This is a genomic window from Mesorhizobium sp. P170090, from assembly GCF_057786115.1.
The window spans coordinates 5,655,634-5,674,054 of the sequence record NZ_JBYNWH010000001.1 but is presented as its reverse complement, the minus strand read 5'-3'; the positions used below and the strand labels follow the sequence as shown (position 1 = coordinate 5,674,054).

The window sequence follows — 18,421 nt, the reverse complement described above, 5'->3', positions numbered from 1 at the left end:
TGACGCTCGTCTTCAGGACGTAAAGAACGGTATCGCATGGTGTCGTGATCAATGTTCTTCTTCCGGACATCAACAGGAATGTAACGGGTCCGGATACATGGCGTCGCATGCCAGTTCTGGTGATTCCAACGGTGTCCGTGAAGGCTTTGAGCAGTGCCAAGATGGGAACGATGATGAAATTGGCAAGGTGCAAGAATGTGCCCGAGAGCGACCGCAGGATTTGTTACGAGTCGCTCGGGAGGTGTACGGGATAGCAGAGCCGAGCCCGCCACCGGCGCCAGAACCCAAATACAAACCCGTGACCATCAAGTTTGAGGAAGCAATGCAGGTTGGGGAAGGTAAGCATGAGCTTATTGCAAATTTTACAAAAGACATAAAAGGAAAGTTTGCAAATATCGAAATGCAGTTCTATCGAAACGAGAAGAAAACGTGGCGAGTTGCGACATATGATGTTTCAGTTAGCGAAGAAGGTGAAAAGACTCACTTCAAAATTTCGTCATGGGATCGATATCGAAAAGTGACAGGGCGCAAGTACGTTGTTACCGGTGAGATCACTATGCTCGTTCCCGAGTAGGGATACGCATCCCCTGAACGGGGGCCTATGCTGACCCATCAAGCCCGGCTCAACGTCACGGGCCAATGCGTGCGTCGGACGGAAGCCAGTTGATTGGCGTTCCGTCCGCTACGCGGACTAAGCCTTCACACGCACTTTGCGGAGGCCAGCCAGTCGTCACGCAAAATACTCCTGCAGCGGCCTGACCTCCAGGCTCCCTGCCTTCAGCGCCGCAATCGCTTCCGCCACCGCCGCCGCGCCCGATAGCGTCGTGTAGTACGGTACCTTCTGCATCAGCGTTGCCCGCCGCAGCGACTTGGAGTCCGACACCGCCTTCTGGCCGTCGGTGGTGTTGAAGACGATCTGGACCTGGCGGTTGCGGATGGCGTCTTCGATGTGGGGGCGGCCTTCCAGCACCTTGTTTATTTTCTCGGCGACGACGCCGTTCTCGGCGAGGAAGCGGGCGGTGCCTGATGTGGCCATCACTTTGAAGCCCTGGCCGGCGAGGCGCTTGACCGCCGGCAGGATGCCCTTCTTGTCCTCGTCGCGCACCGAGACGAACAGCGTGCCGGAGCGCGGCAGGTCGACGCCGGCGCCGAGCTGGCTCTTGGCGAAGGCCAGCGCAAAGTCGCGGTCGAGGCCCATCACTTCGCCGGTCGAGCGCATTTCCGGGCCGAGCAATATGTCGACGCCGGGGAAGCGGGCGAAGGGGAAGACGGCTTCCTTGACCGCGATGTGGCCGGGGTTTCTCGGGTCGGGCATGGCGCCGTAATGGGCGAAGGCGTCTTCCAGTTTTTCGCCGGCCATGATGCGGGCGGCGATCTTGGCGATCGGACGGCCGATGGTCTTGGCAACGAAGGGCACGGTGCGTGACGCCCGCGGGTTGACCTCCAGCACATAGACCGTGCCGTCCTTGATCGCATACTGCACGTTCATCAGGCCGCCGACGTTGAGCGCGCGGGCAAGCGCCGCCGTCTGGCGCTCCAGCTCGTCGACCAGTTCGGAAGGCAGCGAGTGAACGGGGAGCGAGCAGGCACTGTCGCCCGAATGGATGCCGGCCTCCTCGATGTGCTCCAGAATGCCTGAGACGAAGGTCGACGTGCCGTCGCACAGGCAGTCGACATCGACCTCGATGGCGCCCGAGAGATAGGTGTCGAACAGCAGCGGGTTCTTGCCCAGCAGCGTGTTGATCTGGCCGGTCTTGTCGTTGGGGTATTTCTGCTTGATGTCCTCCGGCACCAGGCCGGGCACGGTGTCGAGCAGGTAGCTCTGCAGCATGCCCTCGTCATGGATGATCTGCATGGCGCGGCCGCCGAGCACATAGGAGGGGCGCACCACCAGCGGGAAGCCGAGTTCGCCGGCGACAAGGCGGGCCTGCTCGACAGAATAGGCGATGCCGTTCTTCGGCTGGCTGAGGTTGAGCTTGTGAAGCAGCTTCTGGAAGCGGTCGCGGTCTTCGGCGAGATCGATCATGTCGGGCGACGTGCCCAGGATAGGGATGCCGGCCTTCTCCAGCGCATCGGCCAACTTCAGCGGCGTCTGGCCGCCGAACTGGACGATGACGCCGACGAGTTCGCCCGAGGCCTGTTCGGCGCGCAGGATCTCCAGCACGTCTTCGGCTGTCAGCGGCTCGAAGTAGAGCCGGTCGGAGGTATCGTAGTCGGTCGAGACCGTCTCGGGGTTGCAGTTGATCATGATCGCTTCATAGCCGGCGTCGCGCAGCGCGAAGGCGGCATGGCAGCAGCAATAGTCGAACTCAATGCCCTGGCCGATGCGGTTGGGACCGCCGCCGAGGATGACGACTTTTTTCCTCGACGACACTTGCGCCTCATTGGCCAGCGCGCCGGCGAAGGGCACTTCATAGGTCGAGTACATGTAGGCGGTGGGCGAGGCGAACTCGGCGGCGCACGTGTCGATGCGCTTATAAACCGGATGAACGTCGAGCTTTTCACGAATCTTCGCAATCACTTCGGCGTCGTTCTTCGTCAGCGAGGCGAGGCGGGCATCGGAGAAGCCCATCGCCTTCAGCATGCGCAGATTGACGGCGTCCTGTGGGATGCCGTGCTCGCGGATGCGGGCTTCCATGGATACGATGCCGGCGATCTGTTCGAGGAACCACGGGTCGATCTTGCACATTGCGTGCACGTCTTCCAGCGAGGTGCCCATGCGGATCGCCTGCGCCACCATGCGCAGCCGGTCGGGCGTCGGCGTGCCGAGTGCGGCGCGAATGGCGTTGCGGTCGTCGGCGTGGTTGGCAGCTACGGCGCCGTGGCCGAGGCCGGGGATTTCGATTTCGTCGAGACCAGTCAGGCCGGTTTCCAGTCCACGCAAAGCCTTCTGCAGGGACTCCTGGAAGGTGCGGCCGATGGCCATGACTTCGCCGACAGACTTCATGGCGGTGGTCAGCACCGGCTCGGCGCCGGGGAATTTCTCGAAGGCAAAGCGCGGGATCTTGGTGACGACGTAATCGATGCTCGGCTCGAAGGAGGCGGGCGTGGCGCCGCCGGTGATGTCGTTCTCCAGCTCGTCCAGTGTGTAGCCGACGGCGAGCTTGGCCGCGATCTTGGCGATGGGGAAGCCGGTCGCCTTCGAAGCCAAAGCGGAGCTGCGCGAGACGCGCGGGTTCATCTCGATGACGACGAGGCGGCCATCGGCCGGGTTGACGGCGAACTGCACGTTGGAGCCGCCGGTCTCGACGCCGATCTCGCGCAGCACCGCGATCGAGGCGTTGCGCATCATCTGGTATTCCTTGTCGGTCAAGGTCAGCGCGGGGGCGACGGTGATCGAGTCACCGGTGTGTACGCCCATCGGGTCGATGTTCTCGATCGAGCAGACGATGATGCAATTGTCCGCCTTGTCGCGGACGACCTCCATCTCATACTCCTTCCAGCCGAGCACGCTTTCCTCGATCAGCACTTCGGTGGTCGGCGAAGCGTCGAGGCCGGACTGGACGATGTCGTAGAATTCGGCGCGGTTGTAGGCGATGCCGCCGCCGGTGCCGCCCATGGTGAAGGACGGGCGGATGATGGCGGGCAGGCCGACATGGTCGAGCGCCTGCGCGGCGATCGCCATGCCGTGGCTGATGTAGCGCTGCTTGCGGTCGCCTTCGCCGAGATTCCAGCGGGTTTCCAGCGCGTCGAGCGCGGCGTCGAGATCGGCAGGGGCCTCGGCCTTGACGGCGGCGCGCTCGGCCTCATGCGTCTTGCGGTCGGCGTTCTTGACATCGGTGGCATTGGCCAGCATCGACTTCGGCGTTTCGAGGCCGATCTTCTTCATCGCCTCGCGAAACAGCGCCCGGTCCTCGGCCTTGTCGATGGCCGTGGCGTCGGCGCCGATCATCTCGACATTGTAGCGCTCGAGCACGCCCATGCGGCGCAGCGACAGAGCGGTGTTTAGCGCGGTCTGGCCGCCCATGGTTGGCAGCAGCGCGTCGGGCCGCTCCTTGGCGATGATCTTGGCGACGACTTCAGGCGTGATCGGCTCGATATAGGTGGCGTCGGCCAGTTCCGGGTCGGTCATGATGGTGGCCGGGTTGGAATTGACCAGGATGACGCGAAAGCCCTCTTCCTTCAGCGCCTTGCAGGCCTGTGTGCCGGAATAGTCGAACTCGCAGGCCTGGCCGATGACGATGGGGCCGGCCCCGATGATCAGGATCGACTTGATGTCGGTGCGTCTTGGCATCGTTGTGAGTTCCGTTCGGCGAGCGGCTTGCACGAAAAACCGGGACGGGAAGACCCGGCCGGTTGTGCTTGCGATTCTGGTATCAGGCTAGGAGGGCCTTATAGGGAAGAGTTTTGGGAGATGTAACCCCGAAAATGAGGCTATGCAGTAGGGATCAGGCAGCAGGGATCAGGCAGGAGCGAGGTTAAGCCGTCTATTGCCTATCCCTACTGCTTAACACCTAATCCCCCAGCGCGAGCTGATCCGTAATCTCAAACCGCTCGGCAGCGCCGATCCGGATCATGTTGAGGCTGCCTTCCCTTGTGAAGCGGAACTCGCTGGGCGAATCCGAGTTGGCCGGCATGCCGGCAGAGAAGGAGATGGCGCGCGTGCCGCCATCGGGCCAGGTCACGGTGATGTCTGCCTTGTCGGCGCCATTGTGGACGATGTTGACGGCGCAGCGGGTCATCGGCTGACCGACATAGCGCGCGCAGGGGATCTCGGCGGTGGCGCCGAGGGCGGGCGGGGGTTCCAGCCGTGCAACGGTTTGCGTAGCGGTCGCAGCTTTGGCCTGGTCCGGCCGTGGCGTCGGGGATGGTACCCTCGGCGCGGACGTCGCATCTGGTGCGACTTCCGCATTCGCGGCGGAATCCTGTACCGGCTTCCCTGTGGTCTCCGTCGCCGGAGCCTCCGTGGCCGCGATCTCGCCCGTCGTCGGGCTTTCATTGGCTGCGAAGGCGAGGCCATAAGCATCCTGCATGGCGGTCCTGCCGATCTCGGCGGCGGATTTCGGTGCGCCTGGATCCGTGCCGCCAAGGCGCTCCGTCAGGTCGAGTGGGGCCGGCGCGGGTGCAGCCGGGGTGGGTGGAGCCTGAGTGGGTGCAGCCGGAGCGGCAGAGGCGGCGGGTGCAGTTGTCGGGGGCGCTGCGGCCACGTCGGCCGGCTGCGTCGGCATGTCGGGCGCGAGCGCCGGGCCGCCGGCTTCAGCGCTGGCGGTCACTTGGGGCGGCGCGGCGTCAACTTCGACCACGGTCGGGTTGTCGGGGATAAGATAGCGCGCGGGCGCCCAGCCTTTGACCAGTGGATTGTCGATCTCCTCGACCTTGCACCAGCGGTGGCCGTCCACTTCGCTGCAGCCGAAATTCCTGACGCTCGAGCCGATCGGCAGGCGCGCCTGGGTTCTGCCGACCGGCGACGGCGTGGCGCGGATGTTGAGGAGATCGCCTGGGCCGAGCTCGGTCACTATGGAAACGATGTCGGCAGGCGCGTCCTCGGCATTCGCCGGCATGCTCACCAGCAACAGGCCCATGAGCAACAGCCCCATGAGCAACGGGGCCCGCAGGAGCGGAGCGCCAGTCAGTCGATGCAAAATGGTTCGGATTGTGCGCCTCATCATTTGGCCGTGCGCCGATTACCCTTGCGGCAGCAATCCTGCCGTATGCCAAGGCGGTTTTATAATGGACGATATGCGGCCATGTAAGTCTGAAAATGCGTCCGATGTTTGGTGCCGCGAGGCCGAGGCAGGGCGCAGCCGTGCGATCAAGCGGAGCCTTGCCAAGAGGGTTTGGGCATGAAGCCGGTCCTCAGCGCATGCGCCCATTCCGGTCGGCCCGCCTGTGCGGCCTGTCTCGCCGCCGCTTCGTGGTCGTAGTCGACGGCGATGGTCTCGAAACGGTCTGGACCATCGCCATCCAAGGTGAGGATGCCGTAGCGCGCATGCGGGCTGCCTTGCTCCGAAACATGCGCCGGGGACATGTCATCTTCATAGGCGGGGGCGCCGACGCTGCCGGGATTGAAGAGCAAGGGGCCGCCGGGGATACGGACCAGTTCCGCGCGGTGGCTGTGGCCGCACAGCACGACGCGGCAGGCCGGGTCCAGCGCCTGCAACCGCCGCTGAATAGCGGCAAGCGGCGCGCGCACCAGTTGGCCATCGACGATCGCGTCGAGCAGGTATTTCTCGTCATGGTCGGGCCGCGCATGGAACGCGACCACGCCGGGAATAATCTCCAGCGTGAAAGGCAGGGCGAACAGCGCCTCGCGCTGCGCTGATGTCAGCCGTTCCTGCGCATAGCGGTCTGAAGCCCACATCATATCGTCGGCCGGATCGACCGCGACGCGGCGGTCATGGTTGCCGCGCACCGTCGGCAGGTCGAGCGCTTCGAGCCGCTCGAACGTCTCGCGCGGCCACAGTGGGCCGGAGACGCAATCGCCCAGGTTGACGGTGAGATCGGCGCCGCCGCGTCTCTCGAGATCGGCGAGGACGGCATCTAGCGCCAGCACATTGCCATGGATATCGGCGAGAACGGCAATGCGCATGCGAGGGCTCCCTTGGTGCAGCCCGTTGAGGCTTGCGGCCCGGCTTCCTATCAAGCCGCTGCCTTCATTATCAAGCCCTTGAGGCCGTTCGAGACAGCCGGGAGCTGGCTATCGCGGAAGCACTCCATCTGCTAGCGTCCACGCCATTCCGAAGTTCATCCGGGGGAAGACAGGCGATGACCCGCGACCAGATGGTTGCCCACCTCCGCGCCGCCAATGATGTCGCGCGCGAGACTGCCGCGCACGGGCACCATCCTTTCGGCTGCGTGCTCGTCGGCCCCGACGATCGCATCCTGATGCGGCAAGGCAACATCAACACCGTGCGCCACGCCGAAACCGAGCTCTCCCGGCGTGCCGCGGACGCCTATGCGCAGGAATTCCTCTGGTCCTGCACGCTGGTCACAACCGGCGAGCCCTGTGCGATGTGCACGGGAACGCTCTACTGGGCCAATATCGGCCGGCTGGTCTACGGCTTCGAGGAAACCAAGCTTCTCGCGCTGACCGGCAATCACGCAGAGAACCCGACGATGAACCTCTCGTCGCGCACAGTCCTCGGCTCCGGGCAGAAGCCGGTCGAGGTCCACGGCCCTTTCCCCGAGATGGACGAGGAACTCCTCGCCCCGCATATCGGTTTTTGGCAGCGCTAGGAGCGGCCTGACTTCGGCACCAGCTACGCCGGAATTTCGATGTCGTGGCCGCCGACGATGGGTAGAGCCGGGTCATCTCCGGCCGCCGCAATCACGCTGTCGAGCAGGCCGGGGAAGCGGGCGTCGAGGTCGGCGCGGCGCAGCGTGATCATCCGGTTGGTGCCGGCCACTTCGGCGCGGGTGACGCCGGCCTCGCGCAGTTTGGCCAGGTGATAGCTGAGATTGGTCTTGGAGCCGAGGTCGAGGAACCGGCTGCAGTTCAGCGGCACGCCTTCCTTGCTGGCGAGATAGCGCACGATGGCGAGTCGGGTCGGGTCGCCAAGCACGCCGAGCACGACCGGCAGGCTGATCTGGTCTGTATTGGGGTGCGGCAAAGTCATGGCCCGAAACTAAGCACAGTCGGTGGCGATTTCAACGCGTCCATGTTTCGCGGGCATGCACAGTCCGCTTCGCGATTGGCCCAATGGCTGTCCTGACACAGGGCTGTCAGCAGGCTTCAGCTATTTTCGTCTGGCTTCATTGACATCACGCCCTGTTATGTCCAATTGTTCAATAACTTTTGAACTAAGGACACGCCCTATGGACAAGCGCCTCTTTTGGCTTGCGCTCGGATCGTTCACGATCTCGACCGAAGGCTTCGTCATCTCCAGCCTGCTGCCTGATATCGCCACCGACGCCCGCATTTCCATTCCGCTCGCCGGCACGCTGATCACCGCCTTCGCGCTGGCTTACGCCATCGGCACGCCGATCCTGGCAACGCTGACCGGCGAATGGGACCGGCGCCGCGTCATCTTGTGGACGCTGGCGTTCTTCGTCATCGGCAATGTGGTGGCGGCGCTGAGCTCGTCCTTCGAGCTGCTGCTCATTGCCCGCATCATCATGGCGCTGTCGTCAGGCCTGTTTGCCGCGACCGCTCAAGGCACGGCGGTGGCGCTGGTCGATGACCACCACCGGGCGCGGGCCATTGCAGTCGTCGTCGGCGGAACCACGGTGGCGGTTGCGCTGGGTGCACCGCTCGGCGCGCTGGTTGCCACGATAGCCGGCTGGCGCGGGACCTTCTTTGCCATTGCCGGGCTCGGCGCGCTGGTCGGCGCCATCCTGTGGTACCGGCTGCCGCGCGGAATTGTCGGCACCAAGCTGCCGCTCAGGCGGCGGCTGGCTGCGGCGCTGCGCCCCGGCGTCATGCCGATCCTGCTGACCACCGCTCTTGCCCTGATCGGCGCCTTCTCGGTGTTTTCCTATATCGCGCCGCTGGCCATCCAGAGCGGCGGCCTCAGCCCGATTGCGTTGCCCGGCATGCTGCTCGCCTTCGGTGTCGGCGCCGTCATCGGCAACATAGCCGGCGGCCAGGCGGCCGACCGTTTTGGTGCGACGCGCACCGTCGGCTGGTCGCTGGCGCTGAGCGCCGTCATGCTGGTGATGCTCTCGGTCATCCCGACCTTCCTGCCGCAGCATCTCGCCGGGCCGGCATTGATGGCCATGATGGTGCCGTGGGGCATGGTCGGCTGGGCATTTCCGCCGGCGCAGGCCAGCCGCATCATCAAGCTGGCGCCCGACGCCGCCCCGATCGTGCTGTCGCTCAACGCTTCGGCCCTCTATCTCGGCGTGGCGCTGGGCGCTGTGGCCGGCGGCGCCGTGCTTCGCTACGGCGTGCCGGCCGACCTCGGCCTAGTCGCCGCCATCTTCCCGCTGATCGGGCTTGGCGTGGTGCTGGCCGGCCGCTGGGCGGCCCGGCCGGTCGCCATGCCGGCCGAATAGATCTTTGCAAAGGACCGGCGGCCGCTCTTTCAGCTTGAAGGGGCGGCCGCCGGCACGTCGTACTCCAGCGCCGCGACTTCATCCAGCATAGCGCGCAGATCTGCCGCTCGCTGCTGGCCGACCAGCGCCTCGAAGCGCTGCTGGGCAATGGTCCACAATTTCGTCGTCTCCTCGAGCTTGGCCTGGCCTTGCGGCGTCAGCCGCACCCGCTTGACGCGGCGGTCGTCCTTGTCGGCGAAGGTGTCGACATAGCCGTCGCGGATCAGCGGCTTCAGCGTATGGCCGAGCGCCGACAGGTCCATGACCATCGCTTCGGCTATCGTGCCCATCGCCGGCTCGTTGCTGACATGGATCTGGTAGAGCAGGCCGTACTGTGTGCCCTTCAGACCCGAAGGCGAGATTACATCGTCATAAAAGCGGCCGAGCTTGCGCGCGGCGCGCCGCAGCGTGGCGTTGTTGCAAAGGCTGAATCCCGGCAGCGCGGTCTTGCTCATCACGACTCCTTGCCGGCAAAACCGCTGCCGGCCTGCCGCAGAAATAGTTTCTGCCGCCTCCGTTGACAAGATGGTGGTATATGCCTACTTCCCGGAAAGTGGTATATGCCACTAATTGGAGATCAGGGCGGGACAAGGGTTCATCGACCTGTCTCGCCGGGCAGAAAAAAGGAACAGGACAATGAGTGGACAGGACAACAAGGGTACCGCAGTCGTCACCGGCGCATCGGCCGGCATCGGCGCGGTCTATGCCGACCGGCTGGCCGGGCAAGGCTACGATCTGGTGCTGGTAGCGCGGCGCGCCGACCGGCTGGAGGAACTGGCTGAAAAGCTGCGATATGCTTACAAGCGCAAGGTCAGCGTGATATCAGCCGATCTTGCCGACGACAATGATGTGCGCCGCGTCGAGCAGGCGATCGCAGCCGACGACAGCGTCACGCTGCTGGTCAACAATGCCGGCATTGGTGGCCAGGCCGTGGTGGCAACGGCCGACGCCGACGAGGCCGAGCGCATGATCAAGGTCAACGTCATCGCCTTGACCCGCCTGACCCGCGCCGTTCTGCCGGGGCTTCTTGCGCGCAACCGCGGCGCCATCGTCAACATCGCCTCTGTGCTCGCCTATGATACCTCGTTCGGCGGCATCTACAGCGGCACCAAGGCCTATGTCGTCAACTTCACCGAGGCCCTGCACCGCGAAGTCGCCGGCACCAATGTGAAGGTCCAGGCGGTGCTGCCGGGCGCGACCCGCACCGATTTCTGGGAGCTCGCCGGTGGCGATATCGACAATCTGCCGAAGGAGATCATCATGTCCGCCGACGATATGGTCGATGCCGCGCTTGTGGGCCTATCCAGGGGCGAAGCCGTCACCGTGCCGGCACTTGCCGATGCGACCAAGCTCGACGCCTTCCTCGGCGCAAGGCAAGTCTTCTACGGCAGCCTGCACGCCGACAAGCCTGCTGCCCGCTACGCGGTCTGAGGAGAGAGCTGGTTCGCTTCGCGAACCAGGACCCCCACCCCGCTCACTTCGTTCGCGGCCCTCCCCACAAGGGGGGGGTAAAGTGCGCGCTCCCCTACCTCCCCTTTGTGGGGAGGTCGGACCGCAGGTCCGGGTGGGGGTACTGGCGCCGACCTCTGCGTTTACGCTCCCCGCCACATCGGTATGATCGATGCAGCCAGCACCAGCGCCAGCACGATGTTGAGCGCGCGCCATTGCCATTCGGTCTCGAGCAGCCGTGCCAGCACCATGCCCGCCACGCACCAGATCGACAGCGAGACGGCTGCAGTGAGGCCGAAGGTCGAGCCGAGCAGCAGCGCGAGTTGTCCCGGCCCGTCGGCAAGGGCCGCGAACGAGGCCGCCGCCCCCAGTCCCATCGCCCAGCCCTTCGGGTTCATCCATTGAATGCCGGCGCCGCCGAAGAAGCTGTTGGGTTTTGCCATCGCCACATCGAGATTGGGCGGCCCGGCGCGGCCGATCTTGATTGCCAGCCAGATGAGATAGAGCGAGCCGATGATTTTCATCGCCAGTTGCAGCGAAGGCATGGCCAGCAGCAGACCGGCGAGCCCGGCGGCGGCAGCAGCGGTCACGGTGGCGAGACCGGCGGCGCTGCCGACCAATAGGGGAACGGAACGGCGAAAACCGAACTGTGCACCTGAGGCAGTCGACAGGGTGGTGGCGATGCCGGGCGTGACGGTGGCCACGAAGGCAAACAGGATGAGCGGAAAGATGGGCTGCAACATGAGGCGTCCTTCATCAAAAGCCCAATGGTAGACTTCCGCATACTTCAGTAAATGCAATGTTTGCGATGGTTGGCATTAGCAGATATAATGCCAACCATGATCCGCAACCTCGACACAGCGCTGATCCGCACCTTCGTCACTGTCGCCGACAAGGCCAGCATGACGGCGGCGGCGAACGCGCTGCATCTGACGCAAGGCGCCGTAAGCCAGCAGATCAAGCGGCTGGAAGAAGCGCTCGGCTGCAGCCTGTTCGAGCGCGACCGGCGTGGCTTGCGGCTGACGCGGCCCGGCGAGCGGCTGTTCGGCAAGGGCAAACGGTTGCTTGGCCTCAATGACGAGATCTGGGCCGAGATGGCGGGCACCGAGGTCGCCGGCCAGGTGCGGCTCGGTGTTCCCTATGACCTTGTCGGCACTTTGCTGGCGCCGGTGCTGAAGGCCTATGCCGAGACCTATCCGCAGGTCGAGATTTCACTGCTCTGTGCGGCTTCGCCGGACCTTGCCGCGGCCCTCGCGGCCGGCACCATCGACCTTGCCGTCATCGAGGAACGGGTCGGCCCGTCGGCCGGTGAGTGCCTGGCCATTGACCGGCTGGTCTGGGTGGGGGCCAAGGGCGGCGTCGCCCGCGCCAAGCGGCCGCTGCCGGTGTCGATCGTCGCCGACACCTGCGCCTTCCGCCCGGTGGTGCTGTCGGCGCTGAACGAGCACGGGCTGGAATGGCGCACCGTGTTCGAGAACGGCAACATCGACGCGACGACCGCGACAGTGCGCTCCGACCTTGCCGTCACCGCCTGGCTGGCCTCCACCGTGCCTGCCGATCTTGACATCCTGGCTTTTGATGCCGGGCTGCCGCCGCTGCCGAATTTTTCCATCAATCTGCATTTGCCGAAGTACGGCACGGCGCCGGCAGCGCAGGAGTTCGCGCGGTATATCCGGGGTGGGTTGGCACGGCGGGCTGTGGCGGCTTGACAGAACTTGCATTTCCTCTCCCCCGTCGATCGGGGGAGAGGAAAGGTGCCAAGCCTGTCCCTGTTACTTCCAGTTCTTACGCCGCTCGAGCTCGGCCTCTGACGGCTTCTGCGTAGCGAACGACCCGACCTTGACCTCACCCCCGCGTTCGTAGGTCGCCATGATGACGCCTGTGGTAGTGGCCTGCGACTTGACCAGCTTGAAAGCGGCGGGCATCGCACCACCATCGAACAGCCGCTTGCCCTTGCCCAGCAGCAGCGGGAAGATCATCAACCGGATCTCGTCGATCAGCCCGTTGGCGAGCAAAGTCTGGATCAGCTCGCTCGAACCCTGGATGAGCAGGTCAGGCCCATCTTCCTTCTTGAGGCGGCGCAACGCCGCGACGATATCTTCTCCAAGCCATTGCGTATTTTCCCAGGTGAGCGAATCCGGCCGATGCGTCGCCACATATTTAGTCGCAGGGTTGAAGGCATCTCCGATGGCATCTTTCTGGTACGGCCAGTAAGCGGCGAAGATGTCGTAGGTTCTGCGGCCGAGCAGCAGGGCGAAGGGCTTAGAGAACAATTCCTCCATGGCCACGCCCGCCACCTCGTCGAAGTAGTGGAACGTCCAGCCGCCGAACTCGAAGCCGCCAACCGGGTCTTCTTCCGGGCCGCCCGGCGCCTGCATGACGCCGTCGAGGCTGACGAAGGTAGCGGCGATGATCTTTCGCATTGGATTTTCCTTTTCCAGGATCCGCGCCGTCAGGGCCGGATTTCGATCTAAGGACGGACAGGCCGGCGGCCGCCCGACAGGCGTTGGCAAAAAAACGCTGCGGCCGACAAGAGTACCTACCGCCGTCGCCCGCCGCCAAGCGCCTGCGACGAAAACCAGACATCGCCGATGATGGCGGTGGCGGTCCGGTCCGGCGCCCTGTCTGATGTCAGCCAGATCGAACGGCTGCGCGCGGCCTTCTGGAGGTCGGGGATTTTGGCCGCCGAACCGGCGACCGAGGCGCCGACGCAGGGGATGAACCACGAGCGCATGAAGGGGTCGCAGGCAAAACCTTGTTTGGTGCGGGTCACCATTACGGCCAGGCCGACGCCCTGGGACGGGCGCCAGGGAAAGATCATGCGGCCGCCCGCTTTCAGCGCCCTCAGCCAGGCAGCCGGCGGTGCGACGACACCGGCATTGACATAGATGATGTCGGACGGCGGCAGATCGCCGGTGACGGCATCGCCGTGGACGACGCTTACATTGCCGTAGGTTTCGAGATTCTTTGTTGCTCTGGCAGCAAGATCGGCCTCCATTTCGAAGGCGGTCACCGGGCCGGGCGCAACCAGCCGGGCCAGCAAGGCGGTGTAGTAGCCGGTGCCGGCGCCGATATGGGTGACGGCCTCGTCCGGCCTGGGAGCGATCCTGCCTATCCACATGGCGTGCAGGGAGGGTTCGCCATTGTTGATGCCCTTGTCGGCATCGAGCGCCACCAGCACGTCCTGATAGATGTGAACAGGATCGGCGCTCGGCGTCATGATCTTGCCGTTGCCGGTGGTGAGCGCCCTGCCGGCGACGACCGCCCAGGGTCCGTGACCGAGAAAGGCCTCGCGCGGCACGGTGGCAAACGCCTCTTCGAGGCGCGGGTCGGCCGAGCCGGCATTGGCCGCCATCAGTTGCGCGTAAAATTTCCTGGCGTCTTCGACACTTGTCATGATGGCGATCAAGATAGCGCAAGCGGCCGGTTTGTCGCGGTCGGGAATGAAACTCAGCCGACGCCGAAGACGGTGTCGTAGAGCAGCTTGAAGTTGAGCACCAGGATGACCGCCGCGACGACCCAGGCGAGGACCGCCACGCCGCGGGGAATGGCAAGGTTGCCCATCTTCTTCTTGTCGGAGACGAACTGCACCAGCGGGATGACTGCGAAGGGCAGCTGCATCGACAGTACCACCTGGCTGAAGACCAGCAACTGGCCGGTGCCCTTTTCGCCATAGAGCGCGGTGACGACCACCACCGGGACGATGGCGATGCCGCGCGTCAGCAGCCGGCGCGCCCATTGCGGAATGCGCAGGCGCAAAAAGCCTTCCATGACGATCTGGCCGGCAAGCGTTGCCGTAACCGTCGAGTTGAGGCCGGAGGCCAGCAGCGCCACCGCAAACAGGATGGAGGCGATGCCGAGGCCGAGCAGTGGCGACAAGAGCTCGAAGGCTTGGCCGATCTCGGCGACATCCTGATGGCCGGTGCCATGGAAGGCCACCGCCGAGACGATCAGGATCGAGGCGTTGACGAACAGCGCCAAGACGAGCGCGATGGTCGAGTCCGTCGTCGCCCATTTAATGGCGTCGCGCTTGCCTTTTTCGGTCCGTTCATAGGCGCGTGTCTGTACGATCGAGGAGTGCAGGTAGAGATTGTGCGGCATCACCGTGGCGCCGATGATGCCGATGGCGATGTAGAGCATCGCCGGATTGGTGACGATCTCCGTCGACGGCACGAACATCGAATGCAGGATCGAGCCGACCGGAGGGGCAGCGGCAAAGATCTGGATGGCGAAACAGCCGAAGATGATGATCAAAAGCGCGATGACGAAGGCTTCGAGATAGCGGAAACCCTTGTTCATCAAGAGCAGCACGATGAAGGCGTCGAGCGCCGTCAGCAACGCGCCGCCGATCAGCGGAATGCCGAACAGAAGCTGCAGCGCGATCGCCGTGCCGATCACCTCGGCGAGGTCGCAGGCGATGATGGCGAGTTCGCAGGCGATCCACAGCACGAAACTGACGGGACGCGGATAATAGGCGCGGCAGGCCTGGGCGAGGTCGCGGCCGGTGGCGATGCCAAGCCGGGCGGCAAGCGCCTGCAGCAGGATCGCCATCAGGTTGGACAGCATGATGATGAACAATAGCGTGTAGCCGAACTGGGCGCCGCCGGCGAGGTCGGTGGCCCAGTTGCCCGGATCCATATAGCCGACCGAGACCATGTAGCCCGGTCCCATGAAGGCGAACAGGCGACGGAACCAGACGCCGGACTGCGGCACCGCGATCGTGGAGTTCACCTCGCGCAGGCTGGGAGGATTGTCCTCCGGCCTGTCAAATCGCCAGGATGATCCCAAGGTAGCGTCAGCTTCGGACATGGAGGGCTTTCCACTGGGTGGATCGGTTGACGTCATCCTATCTATGCCAGGGCTCAACATTATGCAATAGGCTATATTTCATTGTATGTGCTTCCTGTTGCGCCGACCGGCAGGCCGGCCGGGGATCGCAAACGCCGGTTGCGCCTACCATGGAATGGAAATAAACGGCTGGAACAGTTAAGCCCGTGCTATGAATGGCAAAGGGCGATTGCTTTGCCCAAAGCCGATTCTTGTCAAAAGATAGGAAGGAGCGCGTGTTGGCGCTGAAGCACAGACCGGTTGGACGCGAGGAGCCGCTGCCTGACGCCGAGATTCATTCGAAAGGGTTCCGGCAGCAGCGCGAAGCGCGCCGCGGCGCGCTGGTCGAGGATTATGTCGAGCTGATCGCCGACCTGATCGAGGACGGCAATGAGGCGCGTCAGGTCGATATTGCTGCGCGGCTCGGTGTCGCCCAGCCGACGGTGGCCAAGATGCTGACCAGGCTGTGCGCCGACGGGCTCGTTTCCAGAAAACCCTATCGCGGTGTGTTCCTGACCGACGCCGGGCGCAAGGTGGCGGAAGAGAGCCGCATCCGCCACCAGACGGTAGAAGCGTTTTTGCGTTCGCTCGGTGTCAGCGCCGAGACGGCGCGCATCGATGCCGAGGGCATCGAGCATCATGTCAGCGCCGAGACGCTGGAAGCCTTTCGCAAGGCGATGATCGCGCCGCGCTGAGGGGTGCCGGGGCCGCACCACTGGAACCTCCGCACGTCAGGCTCGTTGCTCCTGACGTTGCGCGTGATTGTCGCGCGCCAAGGAGGAAAACATGGGCGTCGAACAGGCACCGACCGCGAAGGGCAAGCAGGCGGCCGAGGGTTTGAGGCAGGCAGCGGCAAAGGACGAACGCAAGACCGAGGTCGAAACCGGCCATGCGCTGAAAAAGGGCGCCGCGCGTTTCGAGGAACGCTCCAAAAGCTCGGACGGCAAAAGCGCCGGCACCAAGCAGAAGATCTGAGTTCTGTTCGCAAGCGGCAACCTGCCGCTCATTCCTCGGTGTCCTGCACCCAACTGCGCGGATGGCCGTCGACGCGGAACTGGAATATGAAATAGGGCGGAATGCAGGAGCCCTTGCCAGGCTTGGCTGCGGCCAGATCGTCGTAGCCGGCGGTGCAGATATAGTCCTCGCGGCAGGGATGCGCCTTGTCGCAGGCGCGCAGGCCGGCGGTCTTGGTGAATTCCTTGGTGCAGAATTTGTGGTCCTTGCCCGACGCGATGCAGTCGTTGAAACCGGTCTTGGCGAGGCGGCCGCAAGTCGCCTCGTCGGGAAGCTTGTCGCAGCTTGCCTTGCGCAGCATGCCCCCGGGAAAGCCACCGGTCTTCTGCTCGGGGTTGTCGTAGCGTTGGCGCGCCGCGCCATAGCCGGCGAGCTTGATTACCGGTTTCTTGTCGCGCGCCGGATCGATGGCGCAGGCTTTTGCGGTGGCCGGCGACAGGCGGCAATATTTGTCGCTGCCCCAGCTCGACATCTTAATCTCGCCGAACTCGACGGGGTCGCCGACTGCGGTGGCCGCCTCGCTGACGCAGGTGCCGAAGCCCGGATGGATGTCGCTTTCATGGACGCCGGCGCAGCGCAGGCTTTCGCCGCAGCTCCAGTCCTTGAAGCTGGCATCCTTGCCGCTGTAGCAGATCGAGCCCCAGCCATTGTAGAGATCAGTGCCTTTCAGCGCTTCGGCGAGTTTGGCGTCCGGACGGGCGGCGAAGCCGCGTGAGAAATCCGGATGGCCGCCGGCGGCGAAGTCCTCGACGATGGCGCGGCGGCGAGGCAGGTCGGCGAAGAACACCGCCGAGCCGGGGACGAAGACGGCGTTGCGGCGCGGCTCGCTGGCCGGATCGGCGCCGGTGTAATGGAAGCCGGCAATGCCGTGCGTCTGGTGGCAGCCGGTGCAGGTCATTTCGTTGAGACGCAGATTGAAGCCGGCCACCGATTTCACGCTGCGCAGCTCGTTGCCCTTGGCGACATAGTCCTGCAGTGCCTTGTCGATGTCGGCATCGTCGAGCAGCCCATAGGCGATGTTGTTTTGCGATCTGGCCATGCCGCCGGGTGCGACCGAGACGGCGCTGGTCGCCAGGAATTTGTCGTCGATGACCAGCCGGCCGCGGTCGAGATCGTAGATGTTGCGGTCGGTGAGCAGCCATTTGGCGAAGGCCGGCCGGTCGGCCAGAACCACTTTCCGGTCGATCTGGTTCTCCATCTTCGATTCCTGGAAGGTGGACGTCGTTGGGTCCCATTTGAAAATCTTGAGGAGATATTCGGCGTGGCCACCGAAGTCGCGGCGGCTCGAGGCCGACAGCCGGAGAACCTGCATGTTCAGCTCAAGCCGCATGATCTGCGACGAATTCAGCATGGCGTTGGAGAGCGGCCCTTCGTCGGAGCGCAGCCAGGCTGCCAGTTGCTCGGGCGCAAGGTTCTTCTGGCCGGCGGCGAGCCAGCGCTTGGCGATTTCGGCACAGGAAACGGCGGTGGCGCTTGGACGGTCTCTCGAAGCGCGGGGGCGAGCCTCGCCGGGCCTGGCGTTGAAGACCAGACTCATGGTCAGCGGCAGCCGCGACGAGATGCGTTGCGCTGTCTTTCCCTTCGTGGGCTTCTCCGCCACCGAATAGTGGAAGCGGTAGATCAGCCTGATCTCGCCGCATTCGGTGTGGCCGAGATAGCCGCGGTCCATGCGGTTGACGACGCCGGTCAGGTCGAGCGTCGAGCCGTCATCGTCGATGTATTTCGGGTTGAATTTCTGGCTGGGGTCCTTCGACTTCGCCAGCGCAGCGACATAGGGATCGGGGCTATTGGCAGGCTCGTCGGCGATCTGCTGCTTGACGGCGTTGCGGACAGGGGTCAGCGCGCGCACCGAAAACAGGCCGCGATTGTCGACCTCGCGCGTGAGACCCAGCGCCGGGCCGAGCAGGCGGCTGATCGAGAGGCCGCCACGCTCAAGCGCCTGCAATGTCTCGGGATCGGTCACGGCGACGCTGGAATCGAGCGTCACGGCGCGCGCCGGCAACGGGCCGAGGCATAGCACCACCGCCAGCAGCAGAAATCGACCGATCGTCCGCAAGTCCCGACACCCCCGTTCGAACCGGATGCTACAGCGCGCATGCCGCCTCGACCAGAGTGCGAACGCGATGCCGCTGCCACGAAAAATACTGTGACTTGGCGC

At 64.3% G+C, this 18,421-nt stretch carries 17 protein-coding genes; 7 read left to right on the top strand and 10 right to left on the bottom strand.

The window, feature by feature from the left end; translation table 11 throughout:
- Positions 1 to 97: 97 nt before the first annotated feature.
- Positions 98 to 574 (top strand): hypothetical protein, encoded by a 477-nt coding sequence (locus tag AC3EML_RS27340; RefSeq protein WP_352521321.1) that lies wholly within the window; start codon positions 98 to 100, stop codon positions 572 to 574.
- A 156-nt stretch (positions 575 to 730) separates the two neighbouring features.
- Here the strand turns inward: AC3EML_RS27340 and carB are convergent, their stop codons facing one another.
- The 3 genes from carB to AC3EML_RS27325 form a co-directional block, all read right to left on the bottom strand.
- Positions 731 to 4,234, bottom strand: coding sequence for a carbamoyl-phosphate synthase large subunit (gene carB / locus AC3EML_RS27335; protein WP_352521320.1), 3,504 nt, complete (start codon positions 4,232 to 4,234; stop codon positions 731 to 733).
- Positions 4,235 to 4,454: 220 nt separating this feature from the next.
- Positions 4,455 to 5,537, bottom strand: coding sequence for an SH3 domain-containing protein (locus AC3EML_RS27330; RefSeq protein WP_352499849.1), 1,083 nt, complete (start codon positions 5,535 to 5,537; stop codon positions 4,455 to 4,457).
- Positions 5,538 to 5,752: 215 nt separating this feature from the next.
- Positions 5,753 to 6,529, bottom strand: a complete 777-nt coding sequence (locus tag AC3EML_RS27325) for a metallophosphoesterase family protein (protein ID WP_352499850.1) — start codon at positions 6,527 to 6,529, stop codon at positions 5,753 to 5,755.
- A gap of 176 nt (positions 6,530 to 6,705) precedes the next feature.
- Between AC3EML_RS27325 and AC3EML_RS27320 the strand changes: the two genes are divergently transcribed.
- Positions 6,706 to 7,176: a nucleoside deaminase gene (locus AC3EML_RS27320; RefSeq protein WP_352499851.1), complete on the top strand. Its 471-nt coding sequence runs from the start codon at positions 6,706 to 6,708 to the stop codon at positions 7,174 to 7,176.
- 23 nt (positions 7,177 to 7,199) lie between these two features.
- Here the strand turns inward: AC3EML_RS27320 and AC3EML_RS27315 are convergent, their stop codons facing one another.
- Complete coding sequence (locus AC3EML_RS27315; RefSeq protein WP_023672424.1) at positions 7,200 to 7,556, bottom strand: ArsR/SmtB family transcription factor; 357 nt, start codon at positions 7,554 to 7,556, stop codon at positions 7,200 to 7,202.
- Positions 7,557 to 7,755: 199 nt separating this feature from the next.
- On the opposite strand from AC3EML_RS27315, the gene AC3EML_RS27310 reads away from it, so the two are divergent.
- Complete coding sequence (locus AC3EML_RS27310) at positions 7,756 to 8,934, top strand: MFS transporter (RefSeq protein WP_023744337.1); 1,179 nt, start codon at positions 7,756 to 7,758, stop codon at positions 8,932 to 8,934.
- A 29-nt stretch (positions 8,935 to 8,963) separates the two neighbouring features.
- Here AC3EML_RS27310 and AC3EML_RS27305 read toward each other — a convergent pair whose 3' ends face one another.
- Entirely contained in the window at positions 8,964 to 9,428 is a 465-nt protein-coding gene (locus AC3EML_RS27305) for a MarR family winged helix-turn-helix transcriptional regulator (protein ID WP_023689742.1), read from the bottom strand.
- A 181-nt stretch (positions 9,429 to 9,609) separates the two neighbouring features.
- On the opposite strand from AC3EML_RS27305, the gene AC3EML_RS27300 reads away from it, so the two are divergent.
- Positions 9,610 to 10,404 carry an SDR family NAD(P)-dependent oxidoreductase gene (locus AC3EML_RS27300; protein ID WP_023689743.1) on the top strand — a complete coding sequence of 265 codons (795 nt, stop codon included), beginning with the start codon at positions 9,610 to 9,612 and terminating at the stop codon, positions 10,402 to 10,404.
- 161 nt (positions 10,405 to 10,565) lie between these two features.
- On the opposite strand, the gene AC3EML_RS27295 is transcribed toward AC3EML_RS27300, so the two are convergent.
- The gene (locus tag AC3EML_RS27295) at positions 10,566 to 11,165 is read right to left on the bottom strand and encodes a LysE family translocator (RefSeq protein ID WP_023689744.1); all 600 of its coding nucleotides are present in this window, start codon (positions 11,163 to 11,165) and stop codon (positions 10,566 to 10,568) included.
- Positions 11,166 to 11,252: 87 nt separating this feature from the next.
- On the opposite strand from AC3EML_RS27295, the gene AC3EML_RS27290 reads away from it, so the two are divergent.
- Complete coding sequence (locus AC3EML_RS27290; protein WP_373420136.1) at positions 11,253 to 12,131, top strand: LysR family transcriptional regulator; 879 nt, start codon at positions 11,253 to 11,255, stop codon at positions 12,129 to 12,131.
- 63 nt (positions 12,132 to 12,194) lie between these two features.
- Here AC3EML_RS27290 and AC3EML_RS27285 read toward each other — a convergent pair whose 3' ends face one another.
- The 3 genes from AC3EML_RS27285 to AC3EML_RS27275 all read right to left on the bottom strand — a co-directional run bounded on the left by AC3EML_RS27285 (position 12,195) and on the right by AC3EML_RS27275 (position 15,231).
- Positions 12,195 to 12,845 (bottom strand): dihydrofolate reductase family protein, encoded by a 651-nt coding sequence (locus AC3EML_RS27285; RefSeq protein ID WP_023731609.1) that lies wholly within the window; start codon positions 12,843 to 12,845, stop codon positions 12,195 to 12,197.
- 116 nt (positions 12,846 to 12,961) lie between these two features.
- The gene (locus AC3EML_RS27280; protein WP_352521319.1) at positions 12,962 to 13,819 is read right to left on the bottom strand and encodes a protein-L-isoaspartate O-methyltransferase family protein; all 858 of its coding nucleotides are present in this window, start codon (positions 13,817 to 13,819) and stop codon (positions 12,962 to 12,964) included.
- Positions 13,820 to 13,872: 53 nt separating this feature from the next.
- Complete coding sequence (locus tag AC3EML_RS27275; protein WP_023672432.1) at positions 13,873 to 15,231, bottom strand: Nramp family divalent metal transporter; 1,359 nt, start codon at positions 15,229 to 15,231, stop codon at positions 13,873 to 13,875.
- A 257-nt stretch (positions 15,232 to 15,488) separates the two neighbouring features.
- Between AC3EML_RS27275 and mntR the strand changes: the two genes are divergently transcribed.
- Complete coding sequence (mntR, locus tag AC3EML_RS27270; protein WP_023672433.1) at positions 15,489 to 15,944, top strand: manganese-binding transcriptional regulator MntR; 456 nt, start codon at positions 15,489 to 15,491, stop codon at positions 15,942 to 15,944.
- Positions 15,945 to 16,035: 91 nt separating this feature from the next.
- Positions 16,036 to 16,224 carry a hypothetical protein gene (locus AC3EML_RS27265; RefSeq protein ID WP_023672434.1) on the top strand — a complete coding sequence of 63 codons (189 nt, stop codon included), beginning with the start codon at positions 16,036 to 16,038 and terminating at the stop codon, positions 16,222 to 16,224.
- Positions 16,225 to 16,252: 28 nt separating this feature from the next.
- On the opposite strand, the gene AC3EML_RS27260 is transcribed toward AC3EML_RS27265, so the two are convergent.
- Positions 16,253 to 18,319 (bottom strand): hypothetical protein, encoded by a 2,067-nt coding sequence (locus tag AC3EML_RS27260; RefSeq protein WP_031203825.1) that lies wholly within the window; start codon positions 18,317 to 18,319, stop codon positions 16,253 to 16,255.
- Positions 18,320 to 18,421: the final 102 nt, after the last annotated feature.

What these genes read in the sequence shown, in the direction of transcription:
- AC3EML_RS27340 (WP_352521321.1), top strand. Translation starts at nt 98, where the DNA reads ATGGCGTCGCATGCCAGTTCTGGTGATTCCAACGGTGTCCGTGAAGGC.
- carB (WP_352521320.1), bottom strand. Translation starts at nt 4,234, where the DNA reads ATGCCAAGACGCACCGACATCAAGTCGATCCTGATCATCGGGGCCGGC.
- AC3EML_RS27330 (WP_352499849.1), bottom strand. Translation starts at nt 5,537, where the DNA reads ATGGGGCTGTTGCTCATGGGCCTGTTGCTGGTGAGCATGCCGGCGAAT.
- AC3EML_RS27325 (WP_352499850.1), bottom strand. Translation starts at nt 6,529, where the DNA reads ATGCGCATTGCCGTTCTCGCCGATATCCATGGCAATGTGCTGGCGCTA.
- AC3EML_RS27320 (WP_352499851.1), top strand. Translation starts at nt 6,706, where the DNA reads ATGACCCGCGACCAGATGGTTGCCCACCTCCGCGCCGCCAATGATGTC.
- AC3EML_RS27315 (WP_023672424.1), bottom strand. Translation starts at nt 7,556, where the DNA reads ATGACTTTGCCGCACCCCAATACAGACCAGATCAGCCTGCCGGTCGTG.
- AC3EML_RS27310 (WP_023744337.1), top strand. Translation starts at nt 7,756, where the DNA reads ATGGACAAGCGCCTCTTTTGGCTTGCGCTCGGATCGTTCACGATCTCG.
- AC3EML_RS27305 (WP_023689742.1), bottom strand. Translation starts at nt 9,428, where the DNA reads ATGAGCAAGACCGCGCTGCCGGGATTCAGCCTTTGCAACAACGCCACG.
- AC3EML_RS27300 (WP_023689743.1), top strand. Translation starts at nt 9,610, where the DNA reads ATGAGTGGACAGGACAACAAGGGTACCGCAGTCGTCACCGGCGCATCG.
- AC3EML_RS27295 (WP_023689744.1), bottom strand. Translation starts at nt 11,165, where the DNA reads ATGTTGCAGCCCATCTTTCCGCTCATCCTGTTTGCCTTCGTGGCCACC.
- AC3EML_RS27290 (WP_373420136.1), top strand. Translation starts at nt 11,253, where the DNA reads ATGCCAACCATGATCCGCAACCTCGACACAGCGCTGATCCGCACCTTC.
- AC3EML_RS27285 (WP_023731609.1), bottom strand. Translation starts at nt 12,845, where the DNA reads ATGCGAAAGATCATCGCCGCTACCTTCGTCAGCCTCGACGGCGTCATG.
- AC3EML_RS27280 (WP_352521319.1), bottom strand. Translation starts at nt 13,819, where the DNA reads ATGACAAGTGTCGAAGACGCCAGGAAATTTTACGCGCAACTGATGGCG.
- AC3EML_RS27275 (WP_023672432.1), bottom strand. Translation starts at nt 15,231, where the DNA reads ATGTCCGAAGCTGACGCTACCTTGGGATCATCCTGGCGATTTGACAGG.
- AC3EML_RS27265 (WP_023672434.1), top strand. Translation starts at nt 16,036, where the DNA reads ATGGGCGTCGAACAGGCACCGACCGCGAAGGGCAAGCAGGCGGCCGAG.